Origin of the sequence: Cytobacillus oceanisediminis, assembly GCF_004366035.1 — a bacterium.
In the GTDB taxonomy this organism is placed as follows: domain Bacteria; phylum Bacillota; class Bacilli; order Bacillales; family Cytobacillaceae; genus Cytobacillus; species Cytobacillus oceanisediminis_C.
On record NZ_SOEE01000007.1, the window covers coordinates 103,164 to 123,924 of the forward strand.

Here is a 20,761-nt window from a genome sequence, read left to right on the forward strand (position 1 = left end):
TCACTGTATAATGAAAAAATAGGCAAAAGCTGATGCCATATCGTATGTTCTGGGCAATAAAATGGTGCGTCTAGAGAGGCGCTTGTAACTTAAGGAAGGTAGAGATGAGTATGGAAATTGCAATGACAATAATTTTAATGATGTTAATTGGGGCTCTCATTGGCGGGTTTACTAATTACCTGGCTATTAAAATGCTCTTTAAACCTTATAAAGCCGTTTACATAGGTAAATGGAAGGTTCCATTTACCCCGGGGCTGATTCCTAAACGAAGGGATGAAATGGCTGATCAGATGGGCAAGCTTGTTGTTAATCATCTTTTGACACCAGAAAGCATCAAGAAAAAGTTCATCAATGCTCAATTTCGGAGTGATATGACTGGGCTGGTTCAAAAAGAGCTTGAGACTATCCTGCTGTCGAAAAAATCAGCAGAGGACATACTTGAAGCGTTTGGAATCGCGGATGGGCAAGCGAAAGCAGAAAACCGCATTAACTTATTAATTGAGCAGAAATATGAAAAAATCATTAGTGAATATCGGAGCCGGCCCCTTAAAGATGTTATTCCTCAGGCTCTTTTAGATAAAATGGATGAAAAAATCCCGGCAATCAGTTCAACGATCCTTCAAAAAGGGATTGATTATTTTTCCAGCATTGAAGGGAAATTAAGAATACAAAGAATGGCAGATGATTTTGTCCGTGAACGCAGCGGCATGCTGAGCAACATGCTGCAGATGTTCATGGGGAACATCAATATTGCAGATAAAATTCAGCCGGAAATCATAAAGTTTTTAAGTAATGAGGGAACATCCGATCTGATTACTGCTCTTTTACAAAGAGAGTGGGATAAAGTTCTTGAAATGGACACTGCAGTTATTGAAGAGCAGCTTGAAAAAGAACAGATTCTTTCAGTATTAAAGAATATTGCCCATAAGGTCATTAATCTGGAGAATTTATTTAAAACGCCTATTTCATCTTTTATGGCCCCTTATAGGACAGTATTAATAGATGAAGTGGCTCCTAAAAGTGTTCAAATGCTTTCTGATTGGCTTTCAGAAAAAACTGAAATGTTCATGGAAAGACTTCGTCTCGCCGAAATTGTCCGTGAACAGGTCAGCAATTTTTCGGTGGAACGACTGGAAGAAATGGTCTTTTCCATAATAAAAAGCGAGTTAAAAATGATTACTAATTTAGGGGTCCTCCTTGGGGGGATTATCGGGCTCATTCAAGGATTCATAGCCATATTGATTAATTAAGGGCATCGCCTCGCGTTTACTGTCATAGTTTGTTATAGTGTAGTGGATGTTCAAAATGGGGAAGATGAATTTTCCTTACTGAACGAGAATTGGAAGGAGTGTTTTTTTATGGCAGTAAATTTATATGATTCAGCCTATGAATTAGAAAAAGCGGTGCGGGAAAGCGATGAATATAAGGCTCTAAAACAAGCATACGATGATGTAAATGCAGATCCGTCTGCCAAAGCAATGTTTGATAACTTCCGCAAAATCCAGATGGAACTTCAGCAAAAACAAATGATGGGCCAGGATATTACACAGGAAGAAGTAGAGCAGGCACAAAAGACAGTCGCACTTGTACAGCAGCACGCCCAAATCTCAAAGCTTATGGAAGCAGAACAGCGCATGAGCATGATGATTGCAGAAATGAACAAAATCATCATGAAGCCTCTTGAAGAGCTTTATGGTGCAGTTGAATAAATCAGTATTGGAATACTCCCGGAATTGATTTCGGGGGTTTTTTTTATAAGAATAAGCATCTTCCTATATTAAACTGAACGAGGTTTGGGTACCTTTATGATAGATATTGATTTAAAGGAAGGGGCAGTAAATTGAAAAAAGCTATTTTTCTGGACCGGGACGGCGTTTTGAACGAGGTTTTATCAGATAGGGTGAAATTCGTTAACAAGCCTGAGCAGTTATATTTACTTGAAGGAGCAGCAGAAGCTGTGGCAGAGCTGACCCAAGCTGGATATGAAATTTTTGTTGTGACCAATCAGGGCGGCGTGGGACTCGGTTTTTTGAAAGAAAGAGAGCTAAGGAGAATCCATGAAAGGCTGCAGGAGCTTGTTGCAGAAAAAGGCGGTCATATTAAAGAGGTGGCCTATTGCCCTCATAAACCGAAAGCAGGGTGCGAATGCCGCAAGCCAAATGCAGGCATGCTGGTGGAATTGGCGGAAAGGCACCATCTTGATCTGGCTAAGAGCATTATGGTAGGTGATCACGAGCGGGACATTGAGGCAGGCAAGAAGGCTGGCTGTAAAACTGTTTTCATCGGCTCTGATCCAACTAGTGCAGATATCCAGGCCTCTTCACTTTTTGAGGCAGTGGAAGATATTTTGCAAATGCTTAAATAGAGGAGTAGTAAAAAAACCGCTTCCAGGATTGTCTGGAAGCGGCATTTTATTTTACTATGATTGCGTGGAAGGACTAGCGTGCTCCGCCAAGCTGCTGCTCAGCCATTTGCACCAGGCGCTTTGTGATTTCTCCGCCTACTGATCCATTTGCTCTTGAAGATGTTTCCGGACCAAGGTTCACACCGAATTCTGTTGCGATTTCATACTTCATTTGATCAATTGCCTGGCTGACTCCTGATACTAAAAGCTGATTAGAATTGCTGTTTCTTGCCATGTAAATCATCTCCTTTGGTGTAGTTTTCTTGATTGTTACACTCATAGCTTTAGGAGAGAAAATAAGATTTATTCATAGGTGTATATGGTAAATTAAGGTAATTTTCGACTGACTCTAATGTGTATTTAACTTGAAATCAGCTATGCGCATATAATTTGGGCATTAGCGCACAGAAAAAACCTTATCCGCACATAAATTTCCTCCATCCGCACATGAATTTCTAAAGTTCGCCATTGTAAAGCTGCAGAAAACCGAATAGCCATGAAATATAGGCACTTGCCAGCACTGCTCCTATAAAAAAGGCGAAATATGCCCAATCCTTCCAGGAAACAGAGATTTTTTGATAGAAATCCCGGTTTCTATCTCCGGTGAACCCTTTTGATTCCATTGCCATTGCTGTCCTCTCTGCTTTACGGATCGCTCCGGCAAGGAGAGGAACTGAATACCTCTTAAGTTCTGCGATTTTTTCAGAAAGTGTCCGGGCTTTGGGGATTCCCCTGATCCGGTGGGCGCTTCTGATAATCTCAAATTCATCTTTCATTAATGGCAGAAACCGATAGCCTGCCATGATTCCATATGCAAGCTTTGGAGAGAGCCGGCATTGCTGCATAAGACTGAGCAGGAATTCTGTCGGCTTTGTGGTTAAAATGAACAGAAGGGACAGCGAGGTAAAACTTAAAACCCTCATGCCAAGAGATAGGGCACGCTGAAAGCCCTCCTCAGTCAATGTGAAGATTCCCCATGTCCATAGGATGGTCTCTCCTTCAATAGTCTTTGAAAAAATCAGAGCTGACCAAATATATATTATAGCCATGAAGATAAACGGCGAGAAAAGTAAAATCCATCTTTTGAATGAAACCTTACCAAAAATAAAGGTGGCCCCTGCAGTCACCACTAAGGTCAGAAAAGGAGTAACCGGGTCAAAGAAAAGGGACAAAATCAATACACAGACAATCACAGTCAGAGCTTTTATGCTTGGGTTAAATTCATGTAAGAGCAAACTTGTTCCTCCCATCCATGGCATCAAGTTTGTTCCTGAGTTTTTCTGTGTAAGGAACCTTTAGAGAAGCCATTTTCATAATCTCATGTTCCTTCCATAATGAATCAGGCAATCCCTCGTAAATCTTCTCTCCTTCTGAAAGGACAATCACTTTATCGGCATAGGAATGCAGGATTTCCATGTCATGAGTGATCATTACCACGGAGCCTCCGCTATGGATCTTTGTTTCCAAAAGCGCCATAAGCTCCGCCGAGGTCCTGGCATCCTGTCCAAATGTTGGTTCATCAAGGAGCAGCATATCCTGTTCATTCACCAGCATCGATGCAACACTTAGCCGCCGCTTTTGTCCCTGACTTAAGGAAAAAGGATGCATGTCAGCGTGCTGGAGCAAGTTCACTTGATGCAGAACATCTTCAACCATTTTTTGTATTTCGGCATCTGTCATTCGCTGTATTCTCAGACTGAAGGCGATTTCCTCATAAACAGAATCTGCAATAAATTGGTGTTCGGGATTCTGAAAAACGTATCCTAATTTTAGTCTTAACTCCTGCTCCTTCCATTGGGAAAGGGAGCGATCATAAAAAAGGATGTTGCCTTTGGATGGAGCATATAATCCTGTCAGCAGTCTGGAAAGCGTTGTTTTTCCAGATCCATTTGAACCGGCTATTGCCACAAATTCACCCTTATTAACTGAAAAACTAATATTTTTAAGCAAATCCTTCCCATCCTTATGAAAAGAAAGATTCTCTGCCGATAGGATGACCGGCTCTTCAGAGACTTGATGTATTGTCTTCCTGTTATCTAAAATCTGAAGTGCAGTATAGGGATTTACAAATCCATCAATTAATTCCCGATCAGTTAACGGAAGATTTTCCCCTTTGTAAATCCCTGCTTTTTTTCCTAATAGGCCTGCTCTTACTGCGCTTGGCAGCCAGATACCCTCAAGCGTAAGTTCTTCTGCATATTTATTAAAGCAGTCTGCAGTGCTTCCATTAAATAAAGTTTCTCCATCCCGGTTTAGCACCACGCAGCGGTCGGTCAAATCAATCCAATCATCCAGCTTGTGCTCAATTATTAGAAGGGAAAAGGATTGCTCCTCTTTAAGCTCTTTGATGATGCGGGTAAGTTCATAGCTTGAAGCCGGGTCAAGATTTGCTGTCGGCTCATCCAAAATCAGGATATCCGGATTTAATGACAATACACATGCAAGTGCAAGTTTTTGCTTTTGTCCCCCCGAAAGGGTATGTATTAAGGCATGCTTAAATGACAGAAGATGAACAAGTTCCAGTGCTTCATCTATCTTGCTCTCAATTTCTTCAGGAGGTGTTTTCATATTCTCAAGGCCAAATGCCAGCTCTTCTTCAACTGTTGGCATGCAAAACTGGCTTTCCGGATCCTGAAACACAATGCCGATGTGTTGATTAATTTCACCTGGCCGGAATTCATCCAGAATCTTTCCTTTGAAAGAAATGGTGCCATTCAGTTCGCCATCAACGGCTTCCGGATATAATTTATTTAAGCAGAAAGCAAGCGTGCTTTTTCCGCAGCCGCTGGGGCCTAATAATAGAACAGCTTCCCCTGGGTAAAGGCTGAAATTCACATTCTTAAAAACAGGATTCTTCACTTCTTCATGCCGGAAGGAAAGCTGTTCAGTTATTAATAAAGGCTGGTTATGATGTAATGCCATTTTGGGATTTTTCCCTTCTCAGCTCTTTTCCGATAGGAAAGCTGTTTAATGCCCCCGTTTTAGCAAGACTCTCACTCAGCCATTTCCCTAGCAATCCAGCAAGCAAAGCACCGCTAATTAGTCTCACAAAAAACATCGCAGTAACATAATCGGGTGATAGGGCTGCATAGCCGGAAATGAAATAGCCCCAAATAAAGCTTGTAACAGAAGAGCCCATGCCGGCAGCAATTAAAACCCATGTCCGGTAGTTGTTCCATTTTGCTGCCGCAAAAACAGCTTCTGCTCCAATCCCCTGAATCATGCCTGAAAGAATCAGGCGAGGGCCTACTGCATTGCCAATCATGACTTCAATGGCTGCTGCGATGGTTTCCGATAAAAAGGCTGCTCCGGGTTTTCTGATTATATACGCTGAGATGATTGAAACAATAAACCAAATGCCAAAAATCAGATCATAGCCAATTAAGCCAAACATCCCATATAACACGTTGCCAAATTGCATGAACACCAGGTATACAACTGCAAACACAACAGCGAGTACAGACAGGACAATGACCTCACGAAGCTTCCATTTTTCTAGCATATTACACAGCCCCCTTCTTGGAAGGACTGTTCGCAGACATATTCACCGTCATGACAATATGAGTGGAATCGCTTTTCTTACTGCTTTCGAAAGCATCTTCCAGCGTTTTAAAAACATCGTGTGCATCTCCATCTAATCTTGAAGCATAATGCACACCTTCAGTAAACGTTCCCTGAGCCTTAGCGAGCTCGACTTGGTTCATAATGACGTCCATGTATGAAGGAATCCCCATCGGATAAAGCGCGAACTGTACAGCGACCTCCTGGCTGATTCCTGCAGATTTTTTTTCATTCGCCCTATCTTCATTTTCAGCAAGATAAGCATCTCCGGCAGTATCCCCGGGGCATCCATTTGAAAATGTGCCGTTAAACACTACATGGTCACCATGCCTAACAGTCTCAAGATAAATAGCTTTGACTACATCAAAAACATGAATGGACCTGCCGCGCACACAAGTGCTCACATCATCTGTTTCCATCCATACTTTGCTTGTATCCACTTCCTTTAGAGCAGATAAAATAACATCCACAAACCTGTCAGTCATTGGATAAATCGAAAACCTGCACCCTGTAATCTCGCTTGTTCCGCATAAGTAATTTTCCTGCATTTTGCCATCCTCCTGGATTATATAAAATTAAAAAACTGCATTCCCATAAGGAAATGCAGTTGAATGATATCAATACACTAGAAATGATAGCCGTTCACCTGCACTTCCCCACGCTGGTATTATCCAGATCGGGTGATAAGAGTCAGAACGGATTGTTCTTCTCAGCCAAAAAGCTCCCCTAGTGCAAAATAAGATATGCAGTTTTTTATTGACTCCATCTTAATACGGAGTATACAAATTGTAAATGACTAATTTATAATTCTTTAAATCAAATGATCTATGAAAACAGATAAACGCCTTCACTGGCACAGGTCAGCTGTGAAAAAAAATTCTGCATTGTCCATGTCATGTTCTAATCCAATCCTTCCCTTCATAAAAGTGTAATAGGACAATTTCACACCGAGAATAGGGGGCAAAATGGATGATATATAGAATGCTTGCTTTAAATATTGACGGAACACTACTCCAATCAAATGGAAGACTTCATAAATCAACAAAAGATGCGATTGAATATGTGCAGCAAAAAGGAATTTATGTAACACTTGTCACATCCAGAAGCTTTCCATCCGCGAAAAAAGCGGCCAAAGCATTGAAAATCAATTCCTTGCTGGTCACACACAGGGGGGCTTATATTGCTGCTACTCAGGAAAAGCCTATATTTGTAAAAAGGATACAGGAAGATGAAACGTTTGAAATCGTGCGTCTGCTTGAAGGCTTTACCTGTCAAATCAGGCTGGTGCACGAAAAGTATTCCCTTGCCAACAAAACCAAGCTAAATACCAATATGCTTGCTAAAACTGTTTTTACAACCGGCGATCCCATTTTTTACTCGCAGCAATTTGTGGATTCATTAAGTGACACCATTTTAGATGAGCCGGTCACACCGCCAAAAATTGAAGTGTATTTTGAAGATAAAGGCGACCTTGAGGATGCTCAGGCAGCCATTAGGGGCATGTTTGAAAATGTAGAAGTCATTAAGTTAAGTGATCTTCGGATGGACATTGTTCCTGCCGGAGTTTCAAAGCTGAATGGTTTGCTCTATTTATGTGAACATCTCGGAATTTCACGAAACCAAATGGTCGTTATAGGTGACTCGGAGGATGATCTGGAAATGATTGAAGCTGCCGGCCTTGGTGTGGCTATGGGCAATGCCCCTGCCGAAGTCAAAAAAGCAGCAGACTGGCTGACTCGATCCAATGACCAGAACGGCGTAAGCTACATGGTTAAAGAACATTTCCGCAAACAGCATCCAATTGATTTCCTGAAGAAAATGAATCTATTAAAATAACATCAATGAAAGAGAGTTCGATTAGTCTAATCGGCTCTTTTTTTTTGCTTTACGATACTGGAAAAAGAGAAAAGAAGCAGAATGAATATATATAAGTAATCCAACAGGAATCCTTTCCCTTATATTGACCTTGTTTCCCCATTTCTGTACACTAAAAGAAGTTTGTCAACATGAAAAATAGACACTTTGCAGCTGCCCCAAGAAAAAAAGACATCGGCAGATTAATATATTTTCTAAAAAAGGTGATCAATTTGAAGATTTCAATTTTAGGTATACAGGATGATCGGTTCCACCGGCCGCTCCGGCTGATCGGGAACCTCTTTTTTGAAGAATGTGCAGTGATGCTGGGTGAGAATGCCGCAGCCAATCTGACAATTAATTTTCAGCTTGAACATGGAAAGCACATTAAAGCCATGGCAAGGCTTTCTGATAAAGATGGCAAGAATCTTTCAGCAAATTTTGAGAAGGAATTCATACCGGCTGAGTCAGAAAAAGAGAATTTCAAACAAATAAAAAATGCAGTATCCCATGTATATCTGACTGTGTTGCAGGAATGGACAGGCATTACCCAGAAGTGGGGAATTCTGACTGGGGTACGTCCCACAAAATTGCTTCACCGTGCCATACAGCAGCAGACACCTCTCCATGAAGTCCATCAGCAGCTGAAGGAAGAGTATTTGATTACAGATGAAAAAATCCAGCTTATGCAGAATATCGTAGACAGGCAGCTTGCTGTCGTACCGGATCTTTATGACTTAAAAAATGAAGTCAGCATATATATTGGTATTCCATTCTGCCCGACAAAATGTGCGTACTGCACTTTTCCTGCATATGCGATTAATGGCAGGCAGGGTTCAGTAAACTCATTCCTTGGCGGTCTGCATTTTGAAATGCGCAAAATTGGCGAGTGGCTGAAAGAAAATGATGTGAAAATTACTACTGTCTATTATGGTGGAGGGACTCCGACAAGCATTACGGCGGAAGAGATGGATATGCTTTATGAGGAAATGTATGACTCTTTTCCAGATGTAGAAAACATACGGGAGGTTACTGTGGAAGCCGGCCGTCCGGATACAATCACACCTGAAAAGCTTGAAGTGCTGAAAAAATGGAATATTGACCGCATCAGCATCAATCCCCAGTCCTATATTCAGGAGACCCTGAAAGCCATTGGCCGCCACCATACAGTGGAAGAAACCGTGGATAAGTTCCATCTGGCTCGCAATATGGGAATGAATAACATCAATATGGATCTGATCATTGGGCTCCCAGGAGAAGGTGTGCAGGAATTTTCGCATACTTTGGATGAAACTGAGAAACTAATGCCGGAATCCCTGACAGTTCATACTTTATCCTTTAAACGAGCTTCGGAAATGACGAAGAACAAGAAAAAATATAAAGTTGCCGAGCGGGAAGAAATTGAAAAAATGATGGACATGGCTGAGGAGTGGACAATAGAGCATAATTACCATCCTTATTATCTTTACCGTCAGAAAAATATTCTCGGCAATCTTGAAAATGTCGGCTATGCCCTTCCGAATCAGGAAAGCATCTATAACATCATGATTATGGAAGAACAGCAGACAATCATCGGGCTTGGATGCGGGGCCTCCAGTAAGTTCATTGATCCTCAGACAGGGAAAATCACTCATTTTGCAAACCCGAAGGATCCTAAATCGTATAATGACAGTTTTGAGCATTATGCAAATGAGAAATTGAAAATATTAAAAGAACTTTTTAATAAACACGAATCCCTGGCCGAATAGGCGGGGATTTTTTAAAAAAATATATTTTTAGAAAATTTAGAAATATATTAAAGGAATTCCTGAAAATAAAGAGAATGAAATAGGTAATAAAGATCATAGAAGTCTATGAACCTAAATGTGAGCGCTTTCTAAAAAGGGGGAATTATAATGATGATGCAGACACCTTTGACTATGACGCAAATGATAAAGCGTGCAGAAAAATATTTTCCAAGGAAGACAATCGTTTCAAGAACAGCAGGCGGAATTCAGAGATTTACATATAAGGAGGTTGCAGAACGGACAAGGAAGCTGGCAGAAAGCCTGCAAAACATAGGAGTGAAAAGAGGGGACAAGGTCGGGACCCTTGCGTGGAACCATCATCGCCACCTGGAGGCTTATTTTGCCATTCCATGCAGCGGAGCTGTGCTCCATACGATTAACATTCGTCTGTCACCCCAGCATATTACTTATATAATTAACCATGCTGAAGATAAAGTGCTTCTGATCGATCCTGACATTGTACCCCTAATTGAGAAGGTTAAGGATGAACTGAAGACGGTCAAGGCGTTCATTATTATGACGGATGAAGATGAATTGCCGGAGACTTCTCTTTCGCCGGTTTATCACTATGAAACGCTTATCAATGAAGCAAGCGGTGCATATGAATATCCTGATGATCTGGATGAAAATTCAGCAGCTGGAATGTGCTATACCTCTGCAACGACAGGCAACCCTAAAGGTGTCGTCTATTCCCACAGGGGCATCGTCCTTCACAGTATGGCACTGGGTATGGCAGATAGTGCAGCGGTAAGCGAGAAAGATATCGCACTTCCGGTAGTGCCGATGTTTCATGTAAATGCATGGGGACTCCCTTTTGCTGCTGTCTGGTTTGGAACGGCTCTTGTGCTGCCGGGACCGTATTTTACACCTAAACTCCTGGCGGAGCTTATCCAATCAGAAAAAGTCACCATAACAGCCGGAGTGCCGACAATCTGGCTCGGACTATTAAAAGAACTTGATGAAAATCAATATGACATGAGTTCACTCCGATCGGTTCTGTGCGGAGGATCGGCTGCACCAAAAGGCATGATTAAAGCTTTCGAGCAAAAACACAATATTCCATTCATGCATGCTTACGGAATGACCGAAACAAGCCCTCTTGTTGTTATTTCGACTTTAAAAAGCTATCAGGAAGAGTTGTCAGCCGATGAGAAGCTGGACATAAAAGCCAAGCAGGGCATACTTGTCCCAGGATTGGAAATGAAGATTGCCGGCAAGGATGGCGAAGCAGCATGGGACGGAAAGGAAATGGGGGAACTCGCCATAAGAGGACCATGGATTGCTTCCGAATATTACAAGGACGAGCGGACCAATGAGGCGTTCCGTGATGGCTGGCTCTACACGGGTGATGTCGTAACCATTGATGAAGAAGGGTTTATGAAGATTGTTGATCGGACAAAAGATTTGATTAAGAGCGGAGGAGAATGGATTTCTTCTGTTGATATCGAAAATGCCCTGATGGCTCATGAATCGGTATTTGAGGCAGCGGTTGTTGCTGTCCCGCATGAGCAATGGCAGGAACGGCCAGTGGCATGCGTTGTTCTGAAAGAGCCATTTAAAGGGCAGACAACAAAAGAAGAACTTTATGAATTTCTGAAGCCGCAATTTGCAAAATGGTGGCTTCCGGATGAAATTCTTTTCTTTGAAGAAATACCAAAAACCTCTGTAGGAAAATTCCTCAAAATGGCATTAAGAGATCAGGTCCAAAAAGAATATACAGGTAATGCAAAGCAGGTATAATGCAGCATCCTTCTGCGGATGCTGTTTTTTTAGTGCAGGTTTTGGAATACAGCACAAATCTTTAATAAGTGACAAAATTAAAAATCTTTAGACAAAACACTTTTTAAATATAATAATACTCTTTATAATAAAAGAAGCACAAAAAGGAGGGAAAGGATTTTGACAACAGACTTTGTAACAGATACTGTCAGCGTACAGCTTGATGGGCGAGTGGCCACAGTTGAGATGAACAGGCCGGAATCACTGAATGCATTGAATGTGGAGATGATTAAGGGGCTCCTGACTGCTATGAAGGATATCAGCCAAATGGATGAGGTGGATATAGTTGTATTAAAAGGAAAGGGCCGCGCATTTTCCTCAGGCGGGGATATTAAAACAATGCTTTTGGAAACAAATGAAAGCGACTTCCCGGTTGTGATGGACTGCATCAACGAGCTCGTTGTGACTCTTTATAGCATGCCGAAGCTGACAATCAGTGCTGTTACAGGCGCAGCAGCTGGTTTGGGATTAAGTCTGGCATTGGCCACTGATTATATTTTGGCAGACAAGAACAGCAAGCTTGCCATGAATTTTATTGGAATTGGATTAATTCCTGATGGAGGGTCTCACTTCTTCATGCAGCAGCGAATTGGCGAGGATAAAGCCAAGCATTTAATCTGGGAAGGAAAAGTGCTGACTGCAAATGATGCTTTACAAATGGGGCTGATTCACGAAATAGCAGGAGCTGATTTAAGTACAGCAGTTGATGCAAAATTGAGCAAATGGCTTAACAGCCCAACTGAAGCAATGATTAAGACAAAAAAAATTCTTGCAGATAAAAACCGGCCGCTCCTGCTGAAAGTACTTGAGCTTGAAAAGCTCGGCCAGCATAAAATGAGGCAAACAGAAGATCACAAAGAAGGAATCCAGGCCTTCATTGAAAAAAGAACGCCTGTGTTTAAGGGCAAATAAGGATGGAACGAAGAAAAAGCAAAGAGCTGAGCCCTTTGCTTTTTTATATAATCAGAATGTACATCGCTGAACTCAGATAACTGTCCAGCTCCACATGGAACGCTTCGATAGCATCTTCATCGCACGACTAAGAGCATTAGCTTTTAGGAGGAGCGCCTCCCCTTCGAGGTCAAAAGCTTATCTTGTTGCGGTTCCTAGGGACTCGGGGTCATAAGCCGTTTTCTTTTAGAAAGAAAACACCTTCTTACAGGAACCGTCTTAAGCATGGCATCCCTGAGCAGTCGCCTCATACATTTCGGACAATCCACCCAAAAAGGCAAAGAACGCCTTTCAGGTAGGCTCGCCTTGAGCTTGAGGCCCCCAGGATGGGGGTCATGCAGACGTTGCCATTTAGTCTGCGTTCCTCAGTGGCAAGGCGCCTCCGCTTTTCTTACTATCTATGAAACAAAATCAGCTTTCCGGCCGGAGAGGTGCAGCGGTGCGTTTTTTCATCCAAACCTTTTTCCTTAAGAAGGTTTTCTCCCACACTCTTAGCTTCGTCATCTGTAGCTGCCTGGAATGATTCATCCAATATCTTTTCTCCGTCCTGTTCAAATGCAGTTAGCTTGTATGTTTTCATAATAAGATACTCCTTTATTATAAAATTCAGATAGTTACTATTATTCTTGCATAATTTTTATAAATGTGCAAAATATTTTTTAAAAGAAATGCCGTAAATTAAAATGCTAAATTTTAAAAAATAGTGAACCTTTTTTATGTTATGGCCGTATTACCAATTAGGCAAAGGAGGAGTTCGATATGGCTTTAGAGCTTGAACATGTAACAAAGCGTTTTGGTAAGTTTACTGCAGTTGATGATTTATCTCTATCTATTCCAGAAAGTGAGATGTTTGGGTTTCTGGGGGCGAATGGCGCCGGTAAAACGACTACCTTCCGAATGATACTGGGGCTATTGGATCCCAGCGGGGGAAAGATTACATGGAATGGAAATCCAATCGATTATTCAACTAGTCCTCTGATAGGCTATCTTCCCGAAGAAAGAGGCTTATATCCAAAGCTGAAGGTTAAGGATCAGGTAGTCTATTTAGCTAAGCTGAGGGGGATGGCAAAGCAGGACTGTTTAAAGGAATTAACATATTGGCTTGAGCGCTTTAAGGTTCCCGAATATGCCAATAAAAAAATTGAAGAGCTATCAAAAGGAAACCAGCAAAAAATCCAGTTTATTACTGCAGTTATACATAAGCCTAAGCTATTAATATTGGATGAACCATTCAGCGGGCTGGATCCGGTTAATGTAGAACAGCTGAAGGATGCTGTGCAGGATTTGAAGGATAGCGGAACAACGATTGTTTTTTCCTCCCATAGGATGGAACATGTAGAAGAACTTTGTGAGCATTTATGCATCATGCAAAAAGGACGGCCTGTTGTGCACGGGTCTCTAAAAGAAATTAAACGTTCCTTTGGCAGGAAGAATCTTGTTATCCATGCAGACTATGATTTAAGCTTTTTGGCTGATAGCAGGGGAGTGGTGAAAGCCAGACAGACAGCTGAGGGAATTCAGCTGCAGATTTCCGGAGAAGAAGCAGCTGAAGACATTTTCAGGGTGGTTGCAGAGAAGGGTTTTGTCCGTAAGTTTGTACTGGAAGAGCCGTCCCTGAATGATATTTTTATAGAAAAGGCTGGTGCTTCCTATGAGTAATTTTATGACGATCCTTCTTCATACTTACTTAAGCAAGCTGAAGACCAAGTCATTTATTGCAACGACCCTTATTACTGTGGTGATTGTTGCAGGGCTTGCCAACTTATCAAGTATTATTGATTATTTTAATAAGGATGATGAAGAAAGAGTTGCAGTGATCGATGAGACTGGTGTGCTGTTAACTCCACTTCAGGAACAAATGGATGCCCTGAATAACAAGATAACTTTAATTGCATATAAAGGGTCTGAGGCAGAAGGGGAAACTGCTGTTAAAGATGGAGATTATAAAGGACTTTTACTGTTATCCTTTACCACAGATGAACTGCCGGAAGCGGCCTATAAAGCCAGAAGCATAGCAGATTCAGCCATCCCTTCCGAATTGCAGGGGGGGCTGCAGCAGCTGAAAACACAAATGGCTGCCACTCAAATTAATCTTAGTCCAGAGCAATTAAGCAAGCTATATGAGCCGGTACCTTTTGATAAGACCGCTCTAGAAGAAAACGCCAAAACAGAAGAAGAACTGAATCAGGCAAGAGGGCTTGTTTACGTTCTATTATTCATCATTTATTTTGCTGTAATCTTATATGCCAATATGATTGCCATGGAAGTAGCAACAGAAAAGTCTTCCCGTGTCATGGAAATCTTAATATCCAGTGTTTCTCCAATCAAGCAGATGTTCGCAAAAATATTGGGAGTTGGGCTGCTTAGCCTGACACAGATGGCACTTATTCTATTAGTAGGCTATTTTTCAGTCAAACAAAATCTTGATACGATGGAAGGCGGCTTTTTTGAATTCTTCGGCTTTGGAAACATTCCAGCTTCGACCATCGCTTATGCACTCACCTTTTTCATTCTTGGATATTTCCTTTATGCCACACTGGCTGCTTTTCTTGGTTCGCTGGTAAGCAGGATTGAAGATATCCAGCAGATGATTACTCCAATGACCATGATGGTTGTGGCAGGCTTTATGATTGCTATGTTTGGCTTAAGCCAGCCGGAAGCATCTTTTGTAACAATCACCTCTTATATTCCATTCTTCACTCCAATGCTCATGTTCATGAGAGTGGGGATGCTGTCACTGCCTGTATGGGAGCCAATTCTCGGAATCGTGATCCTGCTGGCTGCCATTATATTACTGGCTGTCTTTGGAGCGAGAGTCTACAGGGGCGGAGTATTGATGTATGGAAAGTCGAATTCCTTTAAAGATATCAAAAAAGCCTTACAGCTTACAAAAAACGAATAAACAGGCTGTTGTTCAAGTTTTTGCTTTAAGACAGTTAGTTTAGTTTAACAACTGAGTTGATTGGAGCGGAGGGCGCTTGATCCTCGAAAATGCATATGCATTTTCTTCGTGCGCCGCTGATTCAGGGAAGATTATTCAATGTCCTGTGGGAGCAGCGGGTCAGGTGAGACCCCGCAGACGCAGAGCGTCGAGGAGGCTCACCGCACCCCCCACGGAAAGCAAGTGCCTGCAGTGGAAATCAAAGGACAGAATTTATAAGAAAAATTACTATCTATAAGAATAGCCCTATTGAAAAAAGCTCCGTCTTTTAGAAACGGAGCTTTTTTATATGGGGGTTATTAAGCAAACAATGCCTTTAATCCTTCAAATGCAAAATAAAGCCCAAATCCAATCAGTGATATTCCTGAAAGAATCGAGATAACGATAATTCCTTTTGAAGTTAGGAATTGACGAAACCCTGTGGTCAGTCCAGCTACAAACAGATCCCAGAGCATGAGACCCAGAAAAATCATTGTACTGTATAAAAAGAGCTCTGTTTTTCCATAGGCTGCTGCTGTTTTAGCGAGAACTGATCCATAGATGCCCAGCCAGAACAGAATGGAAAGAGGACTTGATATAGACATAATAAATCCGGAAAAAAAGCATTTAAACAATGAATCCCGGCTTCGCACATGGCTTATTGAAATTTTATTGGCATTTATAATGCTCTCAATCCCTGTATATAAGAGTATAAATCCACCAAAAAGCCACAGGAAGATCTGTACGATAGGGGTGTCCAAAAAATGGACAAGACCAAGATATACAACCAGCATATAAAAGGCATCAGCAAACATGGAGCCAACTCCAACAATCCACGCATGCCAAAATCCATTTTTTAATCCCTTTTCAAGCCTGACAGCATTTACCGGCCCGATTGGAGCTGCCAGGGATAGTCCGAGAAACACATAACTTAAATAAATTCCAATTCCCAATACACCACTCCGCCCTTTAAATTTTCCTTGAAGCTGCAAACCTGTCCTCTAGGAAAGAGTCCTTGTACATTTTTATGCACATGCTTCCCAGTCTAAAACAAACTTCAGGAAAATTTACAAATGGGCATATATAGCAATTTAATTTCGAATAGGAACGTGCATTCGCTTTTTGGATGAGGTAAAATGAGAGAAAAGGAATGAAAGGAAGTTTACATGAAAAGGGTTACGTTTATTCATGCAGCTGATTTGCACCTGGATAGTCCAATGTCCGGTTTGAAGCATTTGCCCCCATCCATTTTTAAGAAGCTCCAGGAAAGTACTTTTGAAGCATTTACGAAAATAGTTGATTTAGCCATTTTCCATAACGTGGACTTTATCATTTTAGCCGGAGATTTGTTTGATGGTGAAGACAGAAGTATAAGGGCACAAACACGTTTTCGGAAAGAGATGGAGCGGATGGCTGAATGCGGGATTACTGTTTATGCAGTCCATGGAAATCATGATCATATGGATGGGAGATGGGCACACTTGCCTTTGCCGGAAAATGTCCATATCTTTTCCCATGAAGTTGAAGTGGCGAAGCATATTGCTGAAAATGGTACATCCGTTCACCTTTATGGTTTCAGCTACCCTAAAAGACATGTGGCGGAACGGATGATCGATCAATATAGCAGGGAAAATGGAGCTGACCTGCACATTGGAATCCTTCATGGTTCTTTTGAAGGCAGCAGTGATCACGCTCAATATGCCCCATTCCGAATAAATGATTTGCTTGAAAAGGACTTTGATTACTGGGCTCTCGGACATATACATAAACGAGAAATCTTAATCTCCCAGCCACCCGTCATTTACCCTGGTAATATACAGGGAAGGAACCGGAAAGAAACTGGTCCCAAAGGATGCTATTTAGTTGATCTGGATAATTCTGGTGCAAAGACGGAGTTTCTGGAGGCTGCTCCTGTTATATGGGAGAATGCAGAAATAGATGCTTCAAAATCGGAAAGCTATCAGGAGATTTATGAACTTTGCTTAAGTTTGATTGAAGAAAAGCGCCAAAACAGAAAGGGGACAATCATAAACCTGACACTCAACGATGTAGGCTTGCCTGATCACGAGTTCAGAAGCATAACGAATGGTGAGCTGCTCGAATCTTTGCAGGAGGAAGAGGCAGAAGAGGAGTCTTTTGTATGGATATCCGGTCTTGCTGTAAATGAAAAAAGGATGTGGAATAAAGAAAAACTGGCACATGAATCGGATTTTTTCAGTGAGCTTTTTAAAACTGCGGGTTATTTTGCAGAGGGCAGTGAAAGTGCTCTGATCTTGTATGCACATCCCCTGGCAAGAAGATTTATGGGTGAGCTCACTAAGGATGAAAAACAGAGAATTGCAGAGGAAGCCGAAGCACTGCTTGTGGATCTTCTATACAAAGCTGAAGGACATTGAATGGAGGTGGACCTTTGAAAATTACAGATATACAAATTTACGGATATGGAAAGCTTACTGACTTTAGGCTAACTGATGTTCAATCATTGCAGGTGATCTACGGAGAAAATGAGGCAGGCAAATCTACAATCATGTCTTTTATCCATAGTATTCTTTTTGGCTTTCCAGCAAAGACTCAATCGGAATTAAGGTATGAACCCAAGGAAGGAGCAAAATATGGCGGCAGGCTTACAGCGATTTTTCCGGATAGAGGGAAGGCAGTTATAGAGCGTGTGAAAGGTAAAGCATCCGGAGATGTCAGTGTCTTGCTCGAGGATGGAACAAGGGGAGGGGAAGAGCTTTTAAACGATCTCCTTCACCACATTGATAAAGGGCTGTATCAATCTATTTTTTCCTTTAACATTCATGGGCTGCAAAATGTAAATCAAATGAAGGGCGAAGAATTGGGGAGATATTTGTTTTCAGCAGGTTCACTCGGAACGGATCATCTGGTTTCTGCGGAAAATATACTTCAGAAGGAATTGGAAAGCCGCTTTAAGCCAAACGGAAAAAAGCCATCCCTGAATGTAAAGCTAAAAGAGATGAAGCAGCTGCATCAGGAATTGAAAAAAGCGGAGCAAAATAATGAGAAGTATTGGACATTGCTGCGTGAAAAAGAGAATCTTGAAAACGATTTAAACAGATTACATCAGAGACTGGAACAAGCTCAGCAGGAGTTTTTCCGTTTAAAAGAATGGCAGGATCTATATCCATTAATAGCAGAGGAGCATGAACTGATTAAAGAACGGGAAAAATTTGCAGACATTTCCTTCCCGGCAAATGGGCTTGCTCTTTTGGAGAAACTTGAAAGTGTGATTCAGCCCCTTGAAGGGCGAAGAGCTAGTCTGGAATCGAGAATAATCAACCTGGAACAAGAGCTGGAAAGTAATCAGCCCGATCATTTGCTCCTTAAGCAAGAACATTACATCAATGCAGCGGTGGAGGGGCTGCCGTTTTTGGAAAAGTTAAACCAAGAAGAAAAAGAATTATCAATTAAGCTGGAAAGTATTACAGAAGAAATAGTTAATCTTCAGGAAAGACTTCATCTCCAAATTGACGAACAGCAGCTTGAACAAGTTGATACGAGTGTTTTTATGAAGGAAAAGGTTAATAATGCGGACAACCGCCGTAACCGTCTTAAAGCAATGAAACAGGAATTGGATGATCGATTTAACGATGAAAAATCAGTGCTGGAGAACATAGAACGAAAAATTGGCGAATTGAAAGAACAGCTTCTTAAGGAAGAGGAACGTTCAGCCATTAAGGAAACATTAAGCTTCACTGCAGATAAGCATAATATCGAAAAAGAACTACAGGATACACAAGAAAGGCTTCAGTTCCTTCAGGGAGCAGAAAAAAAGGAGCAGGAAACAAGACGGCAAAAAACATACCAGGAGAAAAGGCAGCTGTTTTTCTTGGGAGTCCTTTTTGCTGCTTTGTTCGGCTGGGGAATCTTTAGCCAATCATGGGTGATTGCAGGTGCAGGATTTATAGGCGCAGCCTTTTGTTTTGCCATTGCAAATAAAAGAGAGCCTAAGGGGCAAGACAGCTTTATTAAGAATGAGATAAAAGCTCTGAGTGAAAAAGAACGCTCACTGCTTGATAAATTAAAGCAGCCTGACATTCAGCATGCAGCCAGCCTGGAGGCACAGCTGAAGAAAGACAGCGACCGGCAAAATCAGCTTATCCAATTGCTGTTTCAACTTGAACAGGCAAATGAAAAATACGAAAAGGTCATTGCCTCTTTTGAAAAATGGGAGAATGAATGTGCCGAACTTGAAAATGAACTGCTGCATCTGGGTAAACAGCTATTTCTACCTCATGACATCTCCAAAACCTTTTTGAGTGAAGCTTTTAATCTGATTGAACAGTTAAAAGCCCTCTATAGGGAAAAGAAATACACTGCAGAAAGAAAGGCATCAGCAGAAAAGGGAATCAATGAGAAGCTCCATACTTTTCATAAGCTAAAGGGCTTATTGGATAGTGAGCCGGGAAGTGTACAGGAAATTGGCTATCAATTGAAAATTAGACTGAAAGAAGAAACGGAAAAGCATATTAAGCAGGGTGAAAGGGAAGCGGCGCTTCATGAGTTAAAGCTAGAACACAGCACAGTGCTGGCCGAACTTATCCACTTTCAAAAAGAATACGAATATCAGCTTTCCCTTGCTGGAACCGATGCAGCTGAAGAATACAGGGAAAAAGCTGCTGAAGCACAGAAGTTAGCAGAACTAGAAGAAAAGATTAAACAGGTCCGCAAGCATATTAATCTTAACTCTTTTTCACAGGAAGAAATCAATCAATATTCCAATGTGACAAAACCAGAAGCAGAAATCCAAGCTGTCAGTGAAGAAGCTGCTCTGCTTCAGGAAAGCATCCCTGGTGTGCAGAGAAAACTTGCTGAGGTCAAATATGAAATTCAAATCCTTGAAGAGGGCGGAACCTATGCGGAACTCCTTCATAAGTTTGCCTTGCTGAAATCTGAATTTGAAGAAGAAGCAAGGGAGTGGGCAAAATATGCTGCTGCCAAGGATATATTAGATAGAACGATAAACAGTTTTAAAAATGAGCGTTTGCCTAAAATGCTGGGAAAGGCAGAGCAATTTCTTTCTTTTTTAACCAATGGCGGTTATGTACGGATTTTTCCTAAAGAAGAAGGAAGCGGGTTTCTTATAGAAAGTAAGACAGGAGCAGTTTTTGAAGCAAAAGAACTGAGCCAGGCGACTGCTGAACAGATCTACGTATCATTTAGGCTAGCACTTGCCATGACCATTTATGGCAAGTATCCCTTCCCCATTATTATAGATGATAGCTTCGTGAATTTTGATCATGTCCGTACTGAAAGAATGATTAACCTGTTAAAGAACCTTTCAGGCAGGCAAATTTTATTTTTCACCTGTCATAAGCATCTTCTGTCGCATTTTCAGGAAGAACAAATACAATCCGTTGCAAAGGAAAAGCTGTCTGTCTAATTATAACAGGCAGCTTTTTATTATGTAGAGTAAGCAAATCTTACAAAAACTCACAAGCATTTAAAAAAAGTGTGTAAAGGAACCTTACAAATATCATGTCT

The 20,761-nt window shown here is 41.5% G+C and carries 18 protein-coding genes and 1 riboswitch; of the genes, 11 read left to right on the top strand and 7 right to left on the bottom strand.

The annotated features are described in order from the left end of the window. Nucleotides 1-104 precede the first annotated feature (104 nt). The 3 genes from DFO72_RS18100 to DFO72_RS18110 all read left to right on the top strand — a co-directional run bounded on the left by DFO72_RS18100 (nucleotide 105) and on the right by DFO72_RS18110 (nucleotide 2,365). The gene (locus DFO72_RS18100) at nucleotides 105-1,250 is read left to right on the top strand and encodes a DUF445 domain-containing protein (RefSeq protein WP_113883462.1); all 1,146 of its coding nucleotides are present in this window, start codon (nucleotides 105-107) and stop codon (nucleotides 1,248-1,250) included. 108 nt (nucleotides 1,251-1,358) lie between these two features. Then, nucleotides 1,359-1,709 (top strand): YlbF family regulator, encoded by a 351-nt coding sequence (locus tag DFO72_RS18105; RefSeq protein ID WP_113883461.1) that lies wholly within the window; start codon nucleotides 1,359-1,361, stop codon nucleotides 1,707-1,709. A 131-nt stretch (nucleotides 1,710-1,840) separates the two neighbouring features. Further along, the gene (locus tag DFO72_RS18110) at nucleotides 1,841-2,365 is read left to right on the top strand and encodes a D-glycero-alpha-D-manno-heptose-1,7-bisphosphate 7-phosphatase (protein ID WP_113883460.1); all 525 of its coding nucleotides are present in this window, start codon (nucleotides 1,841-1,843) and stop codon (nucleotides 2,363-2,365) included. Nucleotides 2,366-2,438: 73 nt separating this feature from the next. On the opposite strand, the gene DFO72_RS18115 is transcribed toward DFO72_RS18110, so the two are convergent. The 5 genes from DFO72_RS18115 to DFO72_RS18135 form a co-directional block, all read right to left on the bottom strand. Then, on the bottom strand, nucleotides 2,439-2,639 hold the full coding sequence (locus DFO72_RS18115; protein WP_009331452.1) for an alpha/beta-type small acid-soluble spore protein: 201 nt from the start codon (nucleotides 2,637-2,639) through the stop codon (nucleotides 2,439-2,441). A gap of 220 nt (nucleotides 2,640-2,859) precedes the next feature. Beyond that, a complete protein-coding gene (locus DFO72_RS18120) occupies nucleotides 2,860-3,639 on the bottom strand; it encodes an energy-coupling factor transporter transmembrane component T family protein (RefSeq protein WP_113883459.1) in 780 nt (259 codons plus the stop codon). Then, entirely contained in the window at nucleotides 3,626-5,326 is a 1,701-nt protein-coding gene (locus DFO72_RS18125; RefSeq protein ID WP_113883458.1) for an ABC transporter ATP-binding protein, read from the bottom strand. The genes DFO72_RS18120 and DFO72_RS18125 overlap by 14 nt, the downstream gene beginning before the upstream one ends. Then, complete coding sequence (locus DFO72_RS18130; RefSeq protein WP_113883457.1) at nucleotides 5,310-5,906, bottom strand: ECF transporter S component; 597 nt, start codon at nucleotides 5,904-5,906, stop codon at nucleotides 5,310-5,312. The genes DFO72_RS18125 and DFO72_RS18130 overlap by 17 nt, the downstream gene beginning before the upstream one ends. Nucleotide 5,907: 1 nt before the next feature. After that, a complete protein-coding gene (locus DFO72_RS18135; protein ID WP_113883456.1) occupies nucleotides 5,908-6,513 on the bottom strand; it encodes a YkoF family thiamine/hydroxymethylpyrimidine-binding protein in 606 nt (201 codons plus the stop codon). An 88-nt stretch (nucleotides 6,514-6,601) separates the two neighbouring features. Continuing rightward, nucleotides 6,602-6,703: riboswitch (TPP riboswitch) on the bottom strand. A 231-nt stretch (nucleotides 6,704-6,934) separates the two neighbouring features. Between DFO72_RS18135 and DFO72_RS18140 the strand changes: the two genes are divergently transcribed. The 4 genes from DFO72_RS18140 to DFO72_RS18155 all read left to right on the top strand — a co-directional run bounded on the left by DFO72_RS18140 (nucleotide 6,935) and on the right by DFO72_RS18155 (nucleotide 12,297). Further along, nucleotides 6,935-7,801, top strand: coding sequence for a Cof-type HAD-IIB family hydrolase (locus tag DFO72_RS18140; protein ID WP_113883455.1), 867 nt, complete (start codon nucleotides 6,935-6,937; stop codon nucleotides 7,799-7,801). 251 nt (nucleotides 7,802-8,052) lie between these two features. After that, the gene (locus tag DFO72_RS18145) at nucleotides 8,053-9,567 is read left to right on the top strand and encodes a coproporphyrinogen III oxidase (protein WP_113883563.1); all 1,515 of its coding nucleotides are present in this window, start codon (nucleotides 8,053-8,055) and stop codon (nucleotides 9,565-9,567) included. 150 nt (nucleotides 9,568-9,717) lie between these two features. After that, complete coding sequence (locus DFO72_RS18150) at nucleotides 9,718-11,346, top strand: long-chain fatty acid--CoA ligase (RefSeq protein WP_181782346.1); 1,629 nt, start codon at nucleotides 9,718-9,720, stop codon at nucleotides 11,344-11,346. Nucleotides 11,347-11,505: 159 nt separating this feature from the next. Next, the gene (locus DFO72_RS18155; protein WP_113883453.1) at nucleotides 11,506-12,297 is read left to right on the top strand and encodes an enoyl-CoA hydratase; all 792 of its coding nucleotides are present in this window, start codon (nucleotides 11,506-11,508) and stop codon (nucleotides 12,295-12,297) included. A gap of 433 nt (nucleotides 12,298-12,730) precedes the next feature. On the opposite strand, the gene DFO72_RS18160 is transcribed toward DFO72_RS18155, so the two are convergent. After that, nucleotides 12,731-12,916, bottom strand: coding sequence for a YhzD family protein (locus tag DFO72_RS18160; protein WP_113883452.1), 186 nt, complete (start codon nucleotides 12,914-12,916; stop codon nucleotides 12,731-12,733). 179 nt (nucleotides 12,917-13,095) lie between these two features. Here DFO72_RS18160 and DFO72_RS18165 point away from each other — a divergent pair, with 179 nt between their 5' ends. Continuing rightward, nucleotides 13,096-13,995, top strand: a complete 900-nt coding sequence (locus tag DFO72_RS18165) for an ABC transporter ATP-binding protein (protein ID WP_113883451.1) — start codon at nucleotides 13,096-13,098, stop codon at nucleotides 13,993-13,995. Next, nucleotides 13,988-15,238 (top strand): ABC transporter permease, encoded by a 1,251-nt coding sequence (locus DFO72_RS18170; protein ID WP_113883450.1) that lies wholly within the window; start codon nucleotides 13,988-13,990, stop codon nucleotides 15,236-15,238. Before DFO72_RS18165 ends, DFO72_RS18170 begins: the two co-directional genes overlap by 8 nt. A 338-nt stretch (nucleotides 15,239-15,576) precedes the next feature. Here DFO72_RS18170 and DFO72_RS18180 read toward each other — a convergent pair whose 3' ends face one another. Then, nucleotides 15,577-16,209 carry a LysE family transporter gene (locus tag DFO72_RS18180; RefSeq protein WP_113883562.1) on the bottom strand — a complete coding sequence of 211 codons (633 nt, stop codon included), beginning with the start codon at nucleotides 16,207-16,209 and terminating at the stop codon, nucleotides 15,577-15,579. 213 nt (nucleotides 16,210-16,422) lie between these two features. Between DFO72_RS18180 and DFO72_RS18185 the strand changes: the two genes are divergently transcribed. After that, nucleotides 16,423-17,652 carry a metallophosphoesterase family protein gene (locus DFO72_RS18185; RefSeq protein WP_113883449.1) on the top strand — a complete coding sequence of 410 codons (1,230 nt, stop codon included), beginning with the start codon at nucleotides 16,423-16,425 and terminating at the stop codon, nucleotides 17,650-17,652. 14 nt (nucleotides 17,653-17,666) lie between these two features. Further along, nucleotides 17,667-20,660 (top strand): ATP-binding protein, encoded by a 2,994-nt coding sequence (locus DFO72_RS18190; protein WP_113883448.1) that lies wholly within the window; start codon nucleotides 17,667-17,669, stop codon nucleotides 20,658-20,660. Nucleotides 20,661-20,761 lie beyond the last annotated feature (101 nt).